Raw genomic sequence first — 18605 nt, forward strand, 5'->3', positions numbered from 1 at the left:
GGCTGCGATGCGGTTAGTCTACCAGATGGTCCATAAAAGAGCCTTCAGAATGAGCCCCGGGCACACCAACAATGTCGCGGAAGGCAGCGTAGTACATGCACATTACTGCGGGCAAAGTATAAAGAATACCAAATCCAAGGGCGATTAAGCCCAGCATCGTGATAAACCCGGCAACAATGTAAAACAGAAAGAACATGGCCCAGTTGGAGGAGATGATTTTCCTGCTGGCCTCCATCGCCGGCCAGGCTTCCATTTTATGAAACAGGACCAGGAAAGGAGCAAAGGACCAGGCTACCATAATATAAACGATGGGTAAGAATAAGAGAAGCGCTAAAGCTACCGTAAGTATCGGGAAGTCATCTCCGCTGGTGACGTCAAGCGTGAAGAACATCATAGCACCGATGGGAATCATGGTGAGGAGCAGCAGCCCCGCCTGGATCAAGGAGATCAGGATCAGTTGGCCGATGAAGTCGAAGCCCTTGAAAAAGTCTCCGAATTCAAGGGTTTGCCCCTCTTCTTGTTTATGGGCGGCCAGATAAAACCCTGCCGTAAGGCAAGGAGTAACGACGAAGGACGCAATGGGTCCCAATATTGGAATGATCTGGCAAACCATGACGATCAACATATAAACAAAGGCATAACCAATGAACAGTCCCGGGTTTTTACCAATCAGGCTGAAACCTCGGCTGATGTAATCGCCAAAGTTGAAGGCGTAAGACTTATTGATGGCAAGATCTACTTGCTCAGGATAACGTGTCATTGTGTAAGGATTTTAGGAAAGCTGATAGGTCAGCAGTTTAATTAAAAAAATGAGAAAACCACGCGCCGGCTGGCAAAGCAGCGGCGCGTGGTCCGTAACATGTAGCGTTTGGTGGCTAATCTCTTAGTCTACCAAGTGGCTGCTGATGTCAGCAGCTTCACCGGTTTTCGGGTTCGGGCCCCACTTGTTGACTCCTGGCTCACTATCCAGTGCCCACCAGTAAATAAGCAGGAAGATACCGATGATCGTGAATGCGATCAGGTACCACCAACCACTACGGCCGGTATCGTGCAGTCGACGAACGGCTACAGCAATAGAAGGAATGAATATGGCGAGGTTGTAGAGGCCGCTCAATCCGGTCGAGATAGTATCCCCGAGAATGCCGCCGACTAATCCAATAATTAGGCCGACAACGAAGTTGCCTAAAACAAAATACCAGAATTCGCTTCGACGCGAGCGGCCGGTGAACTGGGCATACTTGCTCAACGCAAGTTTATAATATTCTACCATTGATAGGATGGTTTTGCAGGATGATGAAAAGGGTGTGTTATAACCCTAAAGATAGTCCACCCATCAAAAAAACCAAATTATGGGGCTACTTCAGTAGGCGGAAACTATACTCCACCATTTCCAGAATTGGCAGATCGTTCTTATCGTTTTGCTCCAGGTAGATGTCGATGACGATGGTTTCATCTTCCTCCTTTTCCGAACTGTCGAACGTTATTTTGAGCACGCCACTGTCGCCAGGTTTATACACCTTAGCGTTATTGTGTTCTATGGTCGTACAGTCACAAGCCTGAATGAGCATGATCTTGGCTGGCACCTTACCAGTGTTGGTGAACGTGTACTCAAAGCTTCGCTTTTGACCTTTTTTGACGTCGTAGAGGTTCAGTTCCCGCTTGTCGAATTGCAGAACGGGAAGGCCTTTAATATCTTTTTGTCCGTAAAGGCTGGAGAAGCGGGTGATGGTGTCATTGGTGGTGCCTGCAGTATCCTGCTCAGGCTTTTGTGCCACCTTCGTGGTTTTGGTGGGCGCGGCCGCAGGTGCAGTGGAAGTTGAAGTGCTTGGTTCAGCACCGCGGTTTGGGGCCGGCTCGCTGCGTTCAATCAGGTCCAGGCGAATTTTGAACTCCGTAGGTCCTTCCAGTACCTTAAATTCGGTACGGCGATTCAGTTGGTGGGCACGTTCTCTGTTAGCTTCGTCGGATAGTCCCCGGATGTACTCGTCGGTCAATACATCGCCTTCGTTCAGGAAGTCGACTCTTTCGGCCAGCCGCTGATTAACGGTCTGTGGCACGGTTTTACCGTAACCCTTGGTTTTGATCCGTGGGCCGGCAATGCCGCCGTTGACAATCAACCATTTTCTGGCGCTGGCTGCACGACGCTGGCTCAACCGTTCGTTGTACTCCGCTTCCCCCCGGCTGTCCGTATGGGAACCGAGTTCGATGACCATATCCGGATATTTTTCCATGACCGCTTGCAGGACGCGCAAATCGTTTTCGGCAGCAGGAAGGATTTTGTCGTCGGCAAAGTCGTAGAGAATATTTTCCAGCGTTACCGCAACCCCGAGGTCGATGTCTTTGGCCGTAGTATCAACTGCCGGAGGCACCGGAATTGGCTTCAGGAAGAAGATATGCTGCAACTCCTTGCTTTCCGTAAGGCCGAGGGTGTTGACCTCCACCGTGTCGGGGTAGTAACCGGGATGGGTAGCTACTACAGAATAAGCTGTCTCCAGCTCCAGACCGAAGTCAAAGCGGTTACCGTCATCGCGGGACTTTTGGGTGCCAGGCCCGCTGGGCCGGTCGTTGAGCAGCGGCTGTAGACCTATGGTACCGGTGGTTAGAGGTTCCTTAGCCTCATTGAACAGGCCAACGACGAGGTTAGCGTAAAGGCTCGCAATCTGGAAGCCGTAAATATCGTCGCAGCAGGTTTTGCTTTTTACCGAGCGGCCACCTTCGCGGTTACTGGTCATGAAGCCAACGAGGCCGTCGCCAAAGACACTCAGGCTTTGATCGTCAACGTAGCTGTTGAAACCAGGTCCCATGTTTTCCGCTTCACTCCATTCGCTGCCGTTCCAGGCGGAATAAAAAATATCAAAACCGCCCATTGTCGGGCGTCCATTGGAGGAATAGTAGAGGGTGCCATCAAAATAAAAGGGAGTATCGTCGTCACCCAGGGTGTTGATCGTTGGGCCGAGGTTTACCGGCGCACCGTAGCGGCCGTCACCTTCGTAGTTGGCGTAGTAGATATCGCGGCCGCCTTCACCGCCGTCCATGTCAGAAACGAAGAACAGCACTTCCCGACCGAACAGTTCGCCCGGCGCTGGTTGAATAGCTAAATGGTTATCTCCATTGATGCCGGAGACGGGGTTGCCGCTTTTCCAGCCGGTATCTTCTACGTCGGATACATAAATCTTCGCCTCCGCAATGCGGTTGCTTTCCATCCGGATACGGTTGTATATGAGCCGGCGGCCATCGGCACTCAGCGCCGGATTAGCGGAGTGTACCCCAGGTCGGTTTACCTCTTTACCCAGTGCGGTAGGCTTTCCCCACTTTCCCTTACTGTCTTTCTTTGAGGTGAAAATCCGGCTAAAAGATTTTTCATCATTGGCGTCGGATTGTTCCACCGCCGTGGTTGCGTCCCAGGTTGAATAATAAAGCGTCTCTCCGTCGGCACTAAGTACCGGAGAGTATTCGCTGAAGGAACTATTAACGCGACCCTCCAGTATATCCAGGCTAACCTCACTCGTTTCCTTAGGAGCATCGCGGTAAAGCTTAATACCCTCCAGTTCCAGTTTTGCGAAGGTTTCCAGCCGTTCGTCTGTATTGTGCTGCAGGAAATTCTCGAAATAGGTCCGTGCATCATCGTACTGGCCGTCCATCTTCAGCGCGCGTGCATAATGATAGCGGTGGATGTTGTTGGTGGTGTCACTGGCTTCTGCCCGGCGGAAAACCTGGGTGTAGTTGCGCACGGCCGCTTTGATGTCCCGCAAGTTGAGGTTCATCAGCGCAATAACGGGGCGCAGTGGAAGCTCATCGTCCTGATCGTAGGCCAGCTCGTAATTCTCCAGGGCAATGAACCAGTTGTCGGTGATCCGGGCACTGTCGGCCGCAGCCAGCAATTGATCAATCTTAGCTGCGCCAGCCAGCGGCTGGGCCGCTACCTGAAGCGCAAAGACAAAAAGGAGAAGCGTGGAAAGAATGTATTTCATCGGTAGGATGCTGAAAGGTAGTTGGAGGTTATCGTTTTGAAACGCGCAGCGTTTCTACGAAGCCCCTCCCCCGTGGGGAGGGTATGGGGAGGGGGGTGAAAATAACGTTCAACCAATCCCCGGGCGTGTAAACAAGTCGTTAAAGTCGCGGACAAAGTATCGTCGGCGCCACTTCAGGTTTCTTGTAAATATTGAAGATATAGGCCAAGCCTAGTTCGAAGGCGCCCTGATAGCTATTGACGTTTCTGGCCTGGCTCAGGGTTATATCGTAGGCCAGCGCTGCGCGCAGGCGGTCAGTGTCGAAGCCGACCATCACCTTGGCGGCATCGGCCGTACGGTAGCCCAAACCAATACGCAGGTCGAGGTCTTTCTTCAGGTTGCGGCTGCCCCAGGCTTGCATGGAAATAGAACTGGAACCGGCGCTGTTCTGGAAAAAGGCAGTGGGCTGGAACCGCCACTTGTCGCTCATCTCCAGGTCGAGACGGGCGTGAGCGTGGATGGTGCCGGCGCGACGACGACTTTCCGGGCCTCCTCCAACGGGCTCAATCGGTGTTCCATCAGGCATGGTATCGCCTGGCTCCATGATCCGCTCCACCAGGCTGTTCCGTCTGGCCCGGTTCAGGTGCAATACTGAAATCCCGGCTTCAAAGGTGTTGCCACTCTTCTTGTCCAGCAGTAGTTTTAGTTTCACGCCAGCATTAAGGTCATTATAGCTGTCGTTATTATTCCCCTGGTTGCCCTGGCCAGTGTCGGGCATACCGATCATTTCTCCGCTAAGTCCTTGCCCTCCGATACCAACATCGAAGATGCGCTGTTGATCCGGCGTACCGTCCGGCATTTTCAGGCCGTAGGAGGTGCTGCCGTATTGAACGCCTAGCGTAAGAATGTTCGTTCGGTTCTTGTCCAGTGAAAGGTGGTAAGCGCCACTGAATCCGAAAAAGGTGGAGGAAAGGTTAAAGTCTCCTGCGTTGTCACTCACGAGGCTGAAACCAACCCCAACCCAGTCCTGTTTCCGGAACCCGAAAGCGAGCGGAGCATCAGCGTACGCAGTAGGAGAGTTGATGCCATTGAGGCTATACCACTGCCCCCGGTAAACCCCACCTACCCGGATGGAGCCGGAAAAGGCACCAGTATTGGCAGGGTTGAGCCAGAGCGGCGCGTAGTTATGTAGCGTGTAATGAACGTCTTGTGCGCCCAAAGAGAGGGTAGACAGGGCAAAGGCGGCGAAAAAGAGTAAGCGGCTGAAGCGCATGGGCGGGCGGTTAATCTTGGGAATTATCCGACACTTCAAACTGCGCCGGAAGGCCCAAGATAAGCAGAAATACTACTTCCGCGTAAGTGGCTTTTTAAAGACCGGTACGGTACTGCACGGCTCACCGTACATAATGGAGCGGACTACGGGACGCAACCGCGCAGTTATGTCAAGGTATGCGGAGGCGGGCACTTGCTTTTCGCCACAACCTTTTACCACTACCCGCTGGTCGGTAAACGCTTCCAAATCAAGCCCGGCAATGGTTTGGCGGTAATGTTGGCGCAGGTATTCTGCCTCAGTGCCCAGGTAGACATCGGCGGTGAAAGGGGCGGCGGCAGCCGCCACCAGCATATAAGCCCACGACGGCACAATGGCGTCGGTCGAACAGAACACTAACAAGGTTTTGTCCTGATACTGACTAAAATCATGCGTTTTGACGCTCTCCCGGAAGTCTTTTTCCTTTAGCATCAACTCCATGTAGAGGTAATCCTTAAGGTCAAAAACAGCAAATGCGGCGGTAGGCCAGTACTCCTCCAGCTTGAGGGTGATCAGGCGGGAGTTGGCTACTTTGTTTACTAATGTTTCCGACATGGCTTGTTGATTGTGGTTAAAGAACACCTTATTAGTCTTGTAGTTTAGTAGTGGATAATCTAGTAGAGCTGCCGCACGACCTATGCTTACTCCGTTCGTGCCCTTCTCATTCGAGCACGGGGGGAGAAGTTGCTACTTAGCTGATTTTCTTAGAGAGGGAGCACAGAGTAGCCGCTTTGGGGAGTAAGCCCTGTCTTTGCCATCAACCAATTGTTGCACCTGCGGCCGCGCCCAGAATAGTCAGGGAGTCAAATAGTCAGATAGTCACGTAATCGGTATACCGACATGTCCGGTAATGTGTCGTAATTCTTAGCGTTAAACCTTAATGCCTAAGTGGTTTTCAACGCTGAGCCAAACGAGCGTAGCGAGCTGCCAATTGCGGTAGCCAATCAAGAATCGAGCATCACCCTTCGAGAATCGAGAATTTTACGAGCGCAGCGAGCAGAACCATGCGGTAGCGACTATGAATTACCTACTACCGACTATGAACTATTCCTCTTCCACCATCAACTCCTCCGGAGCCCCCACCGTATTCTCCGGCAAAGCAAAGTCTTTCGGTTGTGGCAGGTCTTCCAGGCTATTAATGCCGAAATAGTCCATAAACCGATCCGTCACGGAGTAAAGGAGTGGTTTGCCGATGGTCTCGGCCCGACCAGAAATCGTGATCAGCTCTTTTTCCAGGAGCTTTTGGATGGAATAATCGCAGGAAACGCCCCGGATTTTTTCCAGCTCTGATTTGACCACGGGCTGTTTATAGGCAATTATGCTTAAGGTCTCCAGGGCCGACCGGCTGAGCTTTTTATTGCTCTGTAGCCGCAAATGGGTGCCAATTGTCTCGTGGTAAGCCCCTTTGCTCATGAATTGGTAGCCGCCGGCCACCTCAATGATCTCAAAGCTGTGAATGTCGAGATCGTACCGCTTTTTTAACGCGTCAATGGCTTCCAGCATAACCTTTTGCGCAAAGCGCACGCCAAAGTTTTCCAGTAAGACGTTTTGCAACTCTTCCAGGGAGACGGGCGTAGGGGCAGCGAAGATCAATGCCTCGATGTGTTGGGGGAGGTATTCCATTTGAGCGGCGAAGATAGGTTGGTAGTCAAATAGTCAGGTAGTCGTAAAGTCAAATAGTCAAATAGTCGTAAACTCAAAGAGTCAAACAGCACGCTGTGGTGGCACTGTTTGACTCTCTGACTACTTGACTGTTTGACTCGCTATTAGCCGATGATCCGTTTCTTCATCGCTTCAAATTCTTCCTCCGTGATGATGTTCTGCGCCTTCATTTCGGCGAGTTCTCTGATCTTGCGAATGGCGTCGTCGTCCATCACCGTAACTACTGGCTCATCCGGTTCAGCGGCAGCAGTGTCTTTTTTGCTTGCTTTTTTCGCCTTGCTGGGTGCCGGTTCGGGGTCGGGTGTAACGGCAGCAGCAGGTTGCGGAGCATCGGTTTCGGGAACATCCGAAGTCTCTTCTCTCCACTCTTTAGCTACTTTTTTACCTTTTTCGAATTTCTCGCGGTAAACTTTCTTCAGCCGATCGGTATCGAAATCAAGGAAGGTGCCGCCATTGGCGAAATGTTTTTTGAAGACTTCGCCAAGGGCGTAAGTACTGGCACCGTTGATCACCGCAGTAGTGATGCCACCGACGACACTGCCGACTACGGGGATAATCTTAATCAGGCTACGGGCACCGGCACGGGCCATGGTACTCGTAGTCAGTGCAGATACAATGGCTTTACCCTGGGTTTCGGCAAAGTCGATGTCATACACGCGGCAAAGCTGACGAATCATGTCCAGCTGAAGCGCAGAGACGGCGAATACATCCGCAATTGGAAGCGGAATAATGTAACTGGCACCCATGCTCCAGATCACGTGGTTACGGATCACGGTTTCGGCGTGCTTGCTTTGATGTTTGTTGCCTTTGGGACTCATAAAGGAATCTTTAAGTTTCTTGGTTGCGATGTCTTGGATCTTCTTGCGCATATTTCAAGTAACGTGTTTAGGGACCACTAAGTTAGGGGCGCGGCCGCTGGTGCAGGGGGAAGTTCGACGAAGAGCAGGGATGGGTAGACGAAAATTCGCTGCGCTCCTTTTCATCTAGCTATTGGCGCGAAGCGCCTATAGCCGCGCCGCAGGCGCGACCTCCTGCCCCACAAACTCCCCCGCCTCATACTTGAAGCTGCCGGTAACCCCAATCATCGCCGCATTGTCTGTGCAATACTCAATACGGGGAATATAGGTAGACCACCCTTTCGCTGCGCCGAGCTCGGCCAACCCTTCTCGCAGGCCGCTATTGGCCGAAACGCCGCCAGCTAAAGCAATTTCCGTAAGTCCGGTTTGCTCAGCAGCCATTTCCAATTTACGCAAAAGAATGAATACAATGGTGTGCTGGATGGAGGCACAGATGTCGGCCAGGTTGTCTTTCACGAAGTCGGGCTCCGCCTTGATGCGTTTCTGTAACGTATAAAGGATGCTGGTTTTGAGACCGCTGAAACTGAAGTTGAGTTCGCCTGGGTCGGGCCTGGCGAATTTGATGGTTGGCGAACCCTGGCGGGCCAGTTTATCGATCTCCGGCCCGGCAGGGTAGGGGAGGCCGAGCATCTTTCCCGATTTGTCGAAGGCTTCGCCGGCAGCATCATCGATGGTTCGGCCGATGATTTCTTGCTCGAGGGCTGTTTTGACGACAACGAGTTGTGTGTGTCCGCCAGAAACCGTCAGGCAGAGGAATGGAAATTTAGGTTTTGGGTCTTCGGCAAAATGCGCCAGCACGTGGGCCTGCATGTGGTCTACTTCGATCAGCGGAAGATTGCGGGCCAGCGCAAAAGCTTTGGCAAAACTAACCCCAACCATGAGGGAGCCGATCAGGCCTGGTCCCCGGGTGAAGGCGACGGCATCGATGTCTTCGGGTTTTCTATCCGCGCGCTTCAGGGCTACGGCCACTGTCGGGACAATATTACGCTGGTGCGCCCGACTGGCGTGCTCGGGCACTACGCCACCAAATTCTTCGTGCACGACCTGTCCGGCAGTGACGTTGCTGAGTACCACTCCGTCGGCCACAATGGCGGCTGAGGTGTCGTCACAACTGGACTCTATGGCTAAGATCGTGGGCATGGTTGCAGGGGTTGCAGGGGTTGCAGGGGTTGCAGGGGTTGCAGGGGTTGCAGGGGTTGCAGGGGTTGCAGGGGTTGCAGGGGTTGCAGGGGTTGCAAATTTCGGATAAAGTTTAGGATGATGGGCAGTGTTTTCGATTTTTTTCTCCTGTCCGTTACCAAACGTAGTGAGTTGGGTAGTCTCTGAGTTGCCGCCGTAAGCTCCGCTCTCTTCGCTGGGCTCGTTTTCCAAAGGTAAGCAAGCGCAACACCGCGAACGGTCGCAGCGCCAACTACTAACTTGTTCGCCAACTAAGCGGCTCACCAGGGTGAGTGCAGCATTTTTCGAATTGTGGCAGCCATTCCTCTACCCCTTAAATACTACCAAAGGCGAAGCTTGACCTACAGGAAAAGGAGCTCAGTAACTTTTTGGCTCGCTGAATAAGGCCAAAACAGAAGAAAAATCGCCTGAACTGCCCACAAACATTAAATTTTGTACGCTGTTCCACCAATCAAAAGCTAACTTGCATCTACTGGATGCAAGAAATGTTTTATACTTGCACAAATTAAAAGCCTCAGATGCGCACACTATTCAGTCTACTCTTCCTGGTTCTGGCCTTCGTTTTGGCCTTCCTGTTATACAAAAGTATCGAAGAACCCATCGCCTTTAACAGCGAACGGGCAGTTCGTACCGACGCCGTTTCCAGCAAATTGGAAATGATCCGTTCCGCTCAGGAACTTTACCGGGATATTACCGGTGAATATGCTCCTACTTTCGACACACTCAAGCAAGTGATGAGAGAAGGAAAGCTTCTTTCTATCCGCGTAGTTGGTGATGCCGATGCCGTTGATGGAGGGACCGTTACTTACGACACTACTTACATCGCCGCAAAGGATACCTTCCCCGGTCTGGGCATCGTCCTTGAAGACCTGGAAGTAGTTCCTTTCACTGACGGTAAGGTGAACTTCGATATCGATGCCAAAACCATCGAATACCAGTCTACTAATGTCCCGGTTGTTCAGGTAGGTGTTCGCCAGAAAGAATTCATGGGTCAATACGCGGACAAAAAATACCAGCGCTACGATCAAACTTACGATCCCAACACCCCGATCAAGTTCGGCGATCTTAACAAGCCAACGATTTCCGGGAGTTGGCAGTAAGCAACTACGATATAACCGCCGCGGCTTTCCGACCGGAAAGTGCGCACGATTACGAACTGTCCATCCTTACGGGGATGGACAGTTTTGCGTATGTCATCCGGGATCGTACGCGTAACGAATTAATGGCCTATCGTTCGCAAACCATCACCGCTGGTGAGCAAGCTGATTGGCCAACTACCCTCGACCGTCTAGTACTGGCCGATGACAAACTTCGTTCCCTGTCCTACGGTAATTGTATCATGGGGTGGGAAAGCGAAAGGCTTACGCTGGTGCCTGAAACGCTTTACGATGCGGGGAACCCCCGCATCTATCTGGAACAATTGACCCTTATAGGGCTCGATGACGCCGTACGTGCAGAGCGCTATCAGGAATTGGGAGGAGAGCTCCTTTTTGCGGCGCCCTCCGCAAAGCTTGAGGCTACGGAACGCCGCCTGCGTTCCTTACGAACGCATCACATGGCGGGAGGACTACTTTCCGCCTGGGGAGCACGTTCTCGACGGCTGGGCCACCAATCCATCTCTTGTGCTGTCCGTGGGTCCAGGCTTTTTATCGCGGCTCACCGAAATGGGCAACTGCTGTTTTTTAATACCTTTTCTTACTCCAGTTCGCACGATGCGCTGTACTACCTGCTTCTGGCCTTCCAGCAATGTGGCTGGACGCCCAACCGGGTCCCCCTTTACCTGTGCGGCGAAATAACTGAGCACAGCGATTTGTATCGGCAGTTTTATCGGTACGTGGAGGACATCAGGTTCTGCCAGTACCCCACACCACCTTCCTCACCTCCTGAATTGGCAGGCCTGCCGGCACATCTTTATTTTGAACTGCTGTGTTTAGGTTAGAACTCGCTAAGCGAGTGTTGCAGGCCGGTCGCTTCGCTTCCTGTTGCAGTGCACCTGCAGTGCGTTGCAGCTACCGCAAGAGGTAGGTGAGACAGGCATTTTTTCATTAATAGTTGTAAGAGAATTAGGTTAATCAACCTGCTTGCCGGATTTTTCTGCAACCCTGCAACCCTGCAACCCTGCAACCCTGCAACCCTGCAACCCTGCAACCCTGCAACCCTGCAACCCTGCAACCCTGCAACCCTGCAACAGAGCGCAGCGACTCTGCAACCACTGTAACTCCTTTACTTATGCGCATTATTTCCGGAAAATTTAAAGGCCGTCGTTTTAGCCCGCCTGCAGATAACTGGCCTACCCGCCCTACGACGGACTACGCCAAGGAAGGCCTCTTCAACGTTTTGCACAACAACTGGCTTGATTTTGAAGACGAGCGATTTCTCGATCTGTTCGGCGGAACCGGCAGTCACGATTATGAATTTATGAGCCGGGGGTGTACAGACGTAACCTACGTTGACAAACACGGTCCTGCGGTTGCCTTTGTTGAGCGTACCGTCAAAACTCTGGGGGTGGAGGACTACATCAAGATCTTTCGGATGGACGTTTTCAAGTTCATGAAAATGAAAGTGCGGGAGCCCTATTCCTACATCTTCGCCGGCCCACCGTACCCGCTCAAGAATATTCCGGAAATTCCGGACCTGATCTTTGAGGCGGGCCTCCTGGCGCCAAAAGGCCTCTTTGTGATGGAAACCAACCCACACCATGATTTTGCCGGCGACCCTCGTTGCGTAGAGAAGCGGAACTACGGAAAGACCATTTTTTGGTTCTTCCAAAATCTGGAAGACGTCGAAGAGGAGTAGTAGACGAGAAGTCGCTGCACGCTTTGCTTTTAGGGCTAACGTACGGTTTTGGGCGCTCTGCTCGTGCGGTTCAAGATTGAAAAACCATTAAGGCACTCAGACATTAAGGGCTACACTAAGGAAGGCTTGTGTTGGAGAGCAAATACGCTGACTCCTTGAGTACGTAATTAACCTAATGGCGTGGCCGCGGGTGCAGGGCAGGAGCCACGACGAACGAAGTGAGCTACCATATGCGGCAGCACGATCTGCTACCGAGGGCGAAGCCCGTCTACCAAACCAATAAAAGGAGCGCAGCGACTTTTCGTCTAAAGTCGCGCTTACGGCGCAATGAGTTGCCCCCGCCAACGAACAATCCCATAAAGCATCACCAGGCTGATCAGCATCAGCACCCCGCACAGCAGCCAGCCTCCACCCAGGAGAGAGGCCAGGAACCCGGCAGTGATACTTACGGCACCAACCGTCAGGGCATAGGGCAGCTGCGTCCGAACGTGGTCGATGTGATTACAATCGGAAGCGAGGCTGGAAAGTATGGTGGTATCGGAGATCGGCGAACAATGGTCGCCAAGAACGCTGGCGGCAAGGACAATAGAAATAACGTTGTACAGTAGACCCAGCGCGGCTTCGGCCTCCCAACCGGCTCCTGTTGTCGCTACTGCCCAGGTAAGCGGAATGGCGATGGGGTAAAGAATGGCCATAGTACTCCAGCTGGAACCGGTACTGAAACTGATTAACGCCGAGAGGACAAAGATGATCGGCGGAATGAAATAAGGATGGAGGCTGTCGCCGAGGAGGTCGACGAGAAAGGTCGCTGTGTGGAGGTCTTTAGTGGTCAGGGCAAGCGCCCAGGCAAGGGTCAGAATCATGATGGCACCAAACATGGCCTTGAAGCCGGAGGTCAGGCTGCCCATTGTCTGCTCTATGTTCATGATGCGCTGACTGATGGTGAGGATGATGGCCACCACGACACCGCTGATACTGGCCCACAACAGGGCAACGTAGCTATTGGATGCACCGACCACTTCGCCGAGTTTGCCGAAGAAGCTACCGTCCATAGCGGCCCAGGTAGCTCCCCATCCGTCGGATATCGGAGCGGGACTCAGTTCCCCATAGATGGAAGATAATCCGGTGTCCAGCAGGCCGATGATGGTCATCAGGATAACCGTTAGGACGGGAATGACGGCATTACGAGAGCGCAGAGGAGCGCCTTTTACGGGCTCCAGGTCTTCGGTTTCGGCCACGTCGTCGGTCTCTGTATTGGAGGCTTTGACCAAGCCAGTTTCCAGAGCGCGTCGTTCAGCTTTAAGCATTGGCCCAAAGTCGCGTTTGGTGAGGATGATGAACAGGATAAAACCAAGGGTGAGTATGGGGTAGAAACTGTATTTCAGACTTTGTAGAAAGATGGCATAGGGTGCCATGTTGACCAGTTCGGGGACGGTTTCAATCCCATCGCTGATGTATCCAATCTCTGCCCCGATCCAAGTGGTAATAAAGGCGATGGACGCAACGGGGGCTGCTGTAGAGTCAACAATGTAAGCCAGCTTCTCCCGGCTTACCCGGAAGCGGTCCGTTACTGACCGCATGGTGTTCCCAACAATGAGGGTGTTGGCGTAGTCATCGAAAAATATCGCTACACCGAGAAGCCAGGTAATGAACTGGGCTGACTTTGGTGTGCGTGCGTATTTTGTCATTCGCTCCACTACGCCAGCCATGCCACCATTACGACTAATAATGGCCACCATACCACCGACCATAAGACTGAACACAATGATCGAAAGGTGGTCACCGTCATTGAGCGCCTTGATGACATAAACCTCAATGGTTTCTAATAAGGATTTGACAATGCCGAGGAAGCCCTCGAACCTGAGTCCGCCGGCAACAAAGGCACCAACCCAGATACCCGCGAACAAAGAAATTAGTACTTCTTTGAAAATAAGGGCCAATCCTATGGCCACCAGAGGCGGCAAAATGGAGAGCCACAGCGGTATCCGGCGCAACCTGTTAGGAGCATTACCCGCACTGTCGGAGAGGTGGTAGAGCGCAGTGTTACCACCGGCTTTAATGAGGTGGAGACCTGGGTTGATCGCCACAACCTGTTTGCCGTTGACCTGGGTGAAGGTCACCGTCTCATCGTTAATTTTAACGTTGGCGGCCGATTCCGGGAAAGCGAGGCCATCTCCGGCCGTAAACTCAAGCTCGCGAAGCCAGTTGGCGTTCTCCGTTTGGCCGCGAAGCGATGAAATGGCTAACAGCAGACTAATAAATAGCAGGTAAAGGGTAAACTTTGGGTGGGGCATAGCGTAAGATTAACGGGTCGTAATATAGTGAGTGTGAGCTAATGCGTTGTTCAAATAATCACCATGTACGGAGCAATTGTCAAAATCTCCCTTCCAATCCTTCCCGGAGCACGGAAGGAGAGGGCTTGTTAGAGTGCTGCGCGCTTTCAACAGGACATTACAATCAATTTCTCAAAGGGGGCATTTATTCACAACTTTGCTTCTTCTTAACCTTCCTTGCACCAGCGGCCGCGCCAAAAAAATGTTACATGCTAAAACACTTCATCCTACTTGTCCTTGTCGCTTTTTCCAGCGCCTTGATCGCACAAAACATTGAACTTACCCGCACCTATCCCGTAGTTCGCGCAGAAGGTCGTCCGCTACCGCTAGCGTGGTTTGGTGGACTAAATACGCCGCAAACCCAGGCGGAAGACCTGGATGGAGATGGTGTCGACGACCTCTACTTTTTTGATAAAGCAGGAGAAATTCACCTGGCGATGCGAGGCGATGGTATGGGCAACTACGAAGAAGCTCCCGAACTCACCGCCCACTTCCCGGACACTACCACCGGATGGATCTTGCTGCGGGATTTTGATGCCGATGGCACCCCCGACATTTTTACTTACGCCGAAAGTGTGGATGCAATCCGGGTACTCCGGGGACATCGCAGAGCGGATGGCCTGCTGGAATTCTCGCTTATCGATTTCGGTGGCGCGCTGCCGCTGATTTATTTCCCGTTCCAAGGGAACCGGACACTCATCTTTGTCAGCAGTATCGATTACCCGGCGGTCGAAGATTTCGATTTTGACGGCGACCTGGACCTGATCACCTTTTCCGTAAATGGTGGCTACGTGGAATATTATCAAAATCAAAGTGTGGAACGGGGTTTTGGCACAGATACCCTGATCTATACCCTCGAAACCCAGTGTTGGGGAGGCTTTTACGAAAGTGGTATTACCACCAAGCTAGACCTTTCTTCCGGCCCGGGGGAATGCTTCGACAACTTTACCAACCCTTCCGGCGGCGGCCGGCCCCGCCACTCCGGCTCCTCAATTACCGCTTTTGATTACGACGGAAATGGGTTGCTTGACGTGATGCTCGGTGACGTCTCTTTCGATCGTCTTGTGCTCGGCCTGAATAACGGTACGGTGGACAATGCATGGATCAGCGCGCAGGATTCCGCGTGGAACCAGAATGAAACCATCTTAGACATTGCCTCTTTTCCGGCGGCTTTTTACGTCGATATCGACCAGGATGGCGTCCGTGATATCATCGGATCCCCTTCTGTTGTCCTCAATGGTTCCGACGTCTCGGTAATGTGGTATTACCGCAATGAAGGCACGGAAGCGTCTCCGGATTTTGTATTTCAGGACGACCGTAAGCTTGTTCGTGACATGATAGACTTGGGGACCTCCGCCAACGTCACCGTTTTCGATTACGATGCCGACGGCCGCCCTGACCTGGTATTGGGCAACAATGACGAGTATACACCAGAAAATTCCCTGGACAGCCGATTGCGCTTGCTGCGCAACGTTACGCCCGATGGCGGAGAGATCGCCTTCGAATTGACCGATGAGGACTATCTCGGGATGAGTGCCTTCCAAACCACCGGCTGGGCCTTTGCACCTACTTTTGGCGATCTGGATGATGACGGTGACCTCGATGTGGTCATTGGTAATCGGGATGGTCAGCTCTTTTATGGAGAGAATACTGCCGGCCCCGGAAACACCGCGACCTTTGCTCAACTTGTCTTTGCCTGGCAGGGCCTCGATGCCGGCCAGTTCAGCAAGCCATTCCTTTCTGACCTTGATCGCGATGGGAAAACGGACTTGCTGGTGGGTGGTTTTGACGGGCGGATTCGGTTTTACCGCAACATCGGAACGGAAACAGTGCCGGCGTTTAATGCAGACGTTGCGGCGGCCGGAAATATGATCCAGTTAGGAGCCATCAATACGAACGCACCGGGGGTGAGCACGGGACATCCGAACCCCTGGGTGATTCAAAACCCCAACTATACGCTTGTCCTTTCTGGAAACCGCACCGGGAACATTCAGGCCTATCGGTTTGGCATCGATAGTGCGTATACCGAGCCGTTTACCTTATTAACCAAAACGGTGGATGACCTTGACGTAGGAGGTTTTTCCAACCCCGGATTCGGAGATTTTGATGGTGATGGTAAACTTGAAGTCGTCGTGGGTAACCAGCGCGGCGGCGTGACTTTTTTCACGTCCAACCTGAATACGGACGCGACGACTGGTCTTTTATCCGCTGTTCGACCGGATTTTGATTTTGCCGTTTCTCCCAACCCTGCCAGTGAGCTACTCATCGCTTCCGGTTGGCCGCAAGGAGCGGTACGGGTACTGACTTTATTGGATGTCAATGGTCGGGTGTTGCGTACCGAGCAGGTTCAGCAGGCGCGGACGCAGGTGCAATGGAAGTTGGAGGGGCTCAGTACTGGTGTATACATCGTTCGGGCCAGTGGGCCGGGAGGCGTTGCTGCCCGGAAGGTAGTAGTACGTTAATTCGGCTTACTCCGGTTGGTGATCAACCTTTTTAAACTGCCAGAAGTATAGCAGTGCTGCAGTGACACTACCACCGAGCGCTGAATCGATGACTACATCTTGATTAAGGGTTTCCTCTCTGAACCAGGAGGCAAATGACGACAGTAGCGTGAATAGTACGAAAAAGCCAAAGGCACGAAAAAAGGGGGACTTCATTGTTAAAAGGATTTAGCCATAAATTGCTCCGGATAATCGATGGCCTCGGTTACCTGACCAGAATACGCGCAGCGTTTTAAAAACCCTCCCCCGTGGGGAGGGTTGGGAGGAGGTTCTTATGACTGCCTTCCCATAATTCAAACATATGCAAAAGATAACCGAACAACCAGGTCTTTACCGCCACCTCGAAAAGCAATCTACCCTGGAATTGCTGACGAACATTAATCGTGAAGATCAAAAAGTCGCCCTGGCGGTAGAACGTTGCATTCCTGAACTGACGGCCCTGGTCGAGGAAATAGTCCCGCGCATGCAGCGCGGCGGCCGGATCTTCTATACCGGCGCCGGCACCAGCGGCCGGCTGGGTGTGCTGGATGCCAGCGAATGCCCACCGACCTTCGGTGTGCCGCCCGAATGGGTAGTTGGCCTGATTGCCGGCGGAGACCACGCCTTGCGCCACCCCGTCGAATCTGCCGAAGACGCTGAAGGCCAGGGATGGGAAGACCTTCAGGCACACAACATCGGCCCCAATGATGTCATGATCGGGATCGCCGCCTCGGGGACAACACCCTACGTAGTTGGTGGTCTCAAAGCCTGCCGGGAAAATGGGATACTGACCGCTTGCGTCACCTGCAACCCCGGTGCACCGGTCACCGAGCACGCCGATCATCCCATCGTGGCAGTCGTTGGTCCTGAGGTCGTCACCGGTAGTACCCGGATGAAATCCGGCACCGCCCAGAAGCTGATCCTCAACATGATCACTACCACCACGATGATTCGCCTCGGCCGTGTTAAAGACAACCGCATGGTGGACATGCAACTCTCTAACGCCAAACTGGTAGACCGGGGGACTAAGATGATCGTCGATGCGCTGGGGATTTCTTACGAGGAGGCTAAACGACGGTTGTTGTTGGAGGGGAGTGTGCGGGCGGTGATTGAAAAATAAAAGCCTCCCCAATAACGTCAATCCAACCCACCGAAATGCTCACACGCCTAATCCTTAGCTTCCTCAGCTTATTCCTAATGCTCCTCCTGAGTTGCGGCCCGGCAACCTCAGAGACAAAGATTGAAAACGAGGAGAGAAAGACATCCCCGTCTCAGCTGAAGGAGGAAGTCTTCCAGATTCTTCTAGATTCCATCAACCTAACCGGTACAATCCTACTCTTCGACGAAGGTGCCAATACTTACCATTCCAACAACTTCGATGAAGCAAACACCGGCTACCTCCCCGCCTCCACCTTCAAAATCCCGAACACCATCATCGCCCTGGAAACGGGTGTCGCCGCCAGCCCGGACCACCTCTTTAAGTGGGATGGCGGCGACCGCTGGCTCGATGCCTGGGAGCATGACCTGACACTGAAGGAAGCTTTCGCCGCTTCCTGCGTACCGTGCTATCAGGAGGTCGCCCGGGCCGTTGGCGCAGAACGGATGCGGGCAGAATTAGATCGTCTCGGATACCCCGGGATGGTCTTCGACTCCGCAACGGTGGACAACTTCTGGCTTGGCGGTGACTCCCGGATTAGCCCAATGGAACAGATTGAATTCTTGCGGCGTATTTACCACAAAGAACTTCCCATCCGGCCAGCGACTCAACGCGCCATCCGGGATATTATGGTGATGGAGCAGACTGATGACTATACCTTGAGTGGTAAAACCGGCTGGTCGATCAATGGCGAAGACAACAACGGCTGGTTTGTCGGCTTCGTTGCGCGTGGAGATGAGGTCTATTACTTCGCCACTAATGTTTCACCTGGACCGGGTTTCGAGATGGACGGATTTGCGGCCGTCCGGGTTCGGATAACGAGACTGGCCCTTGCAAACCTGGGGGTATTATAGCCTTTTACTTACATCTAAACGGTAGCTAC

Annotated in this window: 16 protein-coding genes; 6 read left to right on the top strand and 10 right to left on the bottom strand. The window is 52.8% G+C overall.

The annotated features are described in order from the left end of the window. Window positions 1-13: 13 nt before the first annotated feature. The 8 genes from B036_RS32195 to tsaD all read right to left on the bottom strand — a co-directional run bounded on the left by B036_RS32195 (window position 14) and on the right by tsaD (window position 8918). The gene (locus B036_RS32195; protein WP_020569607.1) at window positions 14-760 is read right to left on the bottom strand and encodes a BPSS1780 family membrane protein; all 747 of its coding nucleotides are present in this window, start codon (window positions 758-760) and stop codon (window positions 14-16) included. A 123-nt stretch (window positions 761-883) separates the two neighbouring features. Further along, window positions 884-1270, bottom strand: a complete 387-nt coding sequence (locus tag B036_RS0115290) for a DUF805 domain-containing protein (RefSeq protein ID WP_020569608.1) — start codon at window positions 1268-1270, stop codon at window positions 884-886. An 85-nt stretch (window positions 1271-1355) separates the two neighbouring features. Next, window positions 1356-3971, bottom strand: a complete 2616-nt coding sequence (locus B036_RS0115295) for a DUF1573 domain-containing protein (RefSeq protein WP_020569609.1) — start codon at window positions 3969-3971, stop codon at window positions 1356-1358. A 139-nt stretch (window positions 3972-4110) separates the two neighbouring features. Further along, window positions 4111-5223, bottom strand: a complete 1113-nt coding sequence (locus B036_RS0115300) for a type IX secretion system membrane protein PorP/SprF (RefSeq protein ID WP_020569610.1) — start codon at window positions 5221-5223, stop codon at window positions 4111-4113. A 72-nt stretch (window positions 5224-5295) separates the two neighbouring features. Continuing rightward, a complete protein-coding gene (locus B036_RS0115305) occupies window positions 5296-5814 on the bottom strand; it encodes a DUF2480 family protein (protein ID WP_020569611.1) in 519 nt (172 codons plus the stop codon). A gap of 489 nt (window positions 5815-6303) precedes the next feature. Next, complete coding sequence (scpB, locus tag B036_RS0115310; protein WP_020569612.1) at window positions 6304-6882, bottom strand: SMC-Scp complex subunit ScpB; 579 nt, start codon at window positions 6880-6882, stop codon at window positions 6304-6306. 143 nt (window positions 6883-7025) lie between these two features. Then, window positions 7026-7790, bottom strand: a complete 765-nt coding sequence (locus B036_RS0115315; RefSeq protein ID WP_020569613.1) for a DUF697 domain-containing protein — start codon at window positions 7788-7790, stop codon at window positions 7026-7028. 135 nt (window positions 7791-7925) lie between these two features. Beyond that, complete coding sequence (tsaD, locus tag B036_RS0115320) at window positions 7926-8918, bottom strand: tRNA (adenosine(37)-N6)-threonylcarbamoyltransferase complex transferase subunit TsaD (RefSeq protein WP_026232023.1); 993 nt, start codon at window positions 8916-8918, stop codon at window positions 7926-7928. Between the two features lie 557 nt (window positions 8919-9475). On the opposite strand from tsaD, the gene B036_RS32200 reads away from it, so the two are divergent. From B036_RS32200 to B036_RS0115335, 3 genes are all read left to right on the top strand, one after another. Then, window positions 9476-10057, top strand: a complete 582-nt coding sequence (locus tag B036_RS32200; protein WP_020569615.1) for a hypothetical protein — start codon at window positions 9476-9478, stop codon at window positions 10055-10057. Further along, window positions 10048-10896: a DUF3822 family protein gene (locus tag B036_RS0115330; RefSeq protein ID WP_020569616.1), complete on the top strand. Its 849-nt coding sequence runs from the start codon at window positions 10048-10050 to the stop codon at window positions 10894-10896. Before B036_RS32200 ends, B036_RS0115330 begins: the two co-directional genes overlap by 10 nt. A gap of 290 nt (window positions 10897-11186) precedes the next feature. Then, on the top strand, window positions 11187-11753 hold the full coding sequence (locus B036_RS0115335) for an RsmD family RNA methyltransferase (RefSeq protein WP_020569617.1): 567 nt from the start codon (window positions 11187-11189) through the stop codon (window positions 11751-11753). A gap of 317 nt (window positions 11754-12070) precedes the next feature. On the opposite strand, the gene B036_RS0115340 is transcribed toward B036_RS0115335, so the two are convergent. Beyond that, entirely contained in the window at window positions 12071-14047 is a 1977-nt protein-coding gene (locus tag B036_RS0115340) for a Na+/H+ antiporter NhaC family protein (protein ID WP_020569618.1), read from the bottom strand. A gap of 248 nt (window positions 14048-14295) precedes the next feature. On the opposite strand from B036_RS0115340, the gene B036_RS0115345 reads away from it, so the two are divergent. Continuing rightward, window positions 14296-16548, top strand: coding sequence for a T9SS type A sorting domain-containing protein (locus B036_RS0115345; RefSeq protein WP_020569619.1), 2253 nt, complete (start codon window positions 14296-14298; stop codon window positions 16546-16548). A gap of 6 nt (window positions 16549-16554) precedes the next feature. On the opposite strand, the gene B036_RS0115350 is transcribed toward B036_RS0115345, so the two are convergent. Then, window positions 16555-16743, bottom strand: coding sequence for a hypothetical protein (locus B036_RS0115350; protein ID WP_020569620.1), 189 nt, complete (start codon window positions 16741-16743; stop codon window positions 16555-16557). A 145-nt stretch (window positions 16744-16888) separates the two neighbouring features. Here B036_RS0115350 and murQ point away from each other — a divergent pair, with 145 nt between their 5' ends. Together murQ and blaOXA are read left to right on the top strand one after the other, a co-directional pair. After that, the gene (gene murQ / locus B036_RS0115355) at window positions 16889-17686 is read left to right on the top strand and encodes an N-acetylmuramic acid 6-phosphate etherase (RefSeq protein ID WP_020569621.1); all 798 of its coding nucleotides are present in this window, start codon (window positions 16889-16891) and stop codon (window positions 17684-17686) included. A 35-nt stretch (window positions 17687-17721) separates the two neighbouring features. Continuing rightward, window positions 17722-18576, top strand: a complete 855-nt coding sequence (gene blaOXA / locus B036_RS0115360) for a class D beta-lactamase (protein ID WP_026232024.1) — start codon at window positions 17722-17724, stop codon at window positions 18574-18576. Window positions 18577-18605: the final 29 nt, after the last annotated feature.

The sequence above is a fragment of the Neolewinella persica DSM 23188 genome, from assembly GCF_000373105.1.
In the GTDB taxonomy this organism is placed as follows: Bacteria; Bacteroidota; Bacteroidia; order Chitinophagales; family Saprospiraceae; genus Neolewinella; species Neolewinella persica.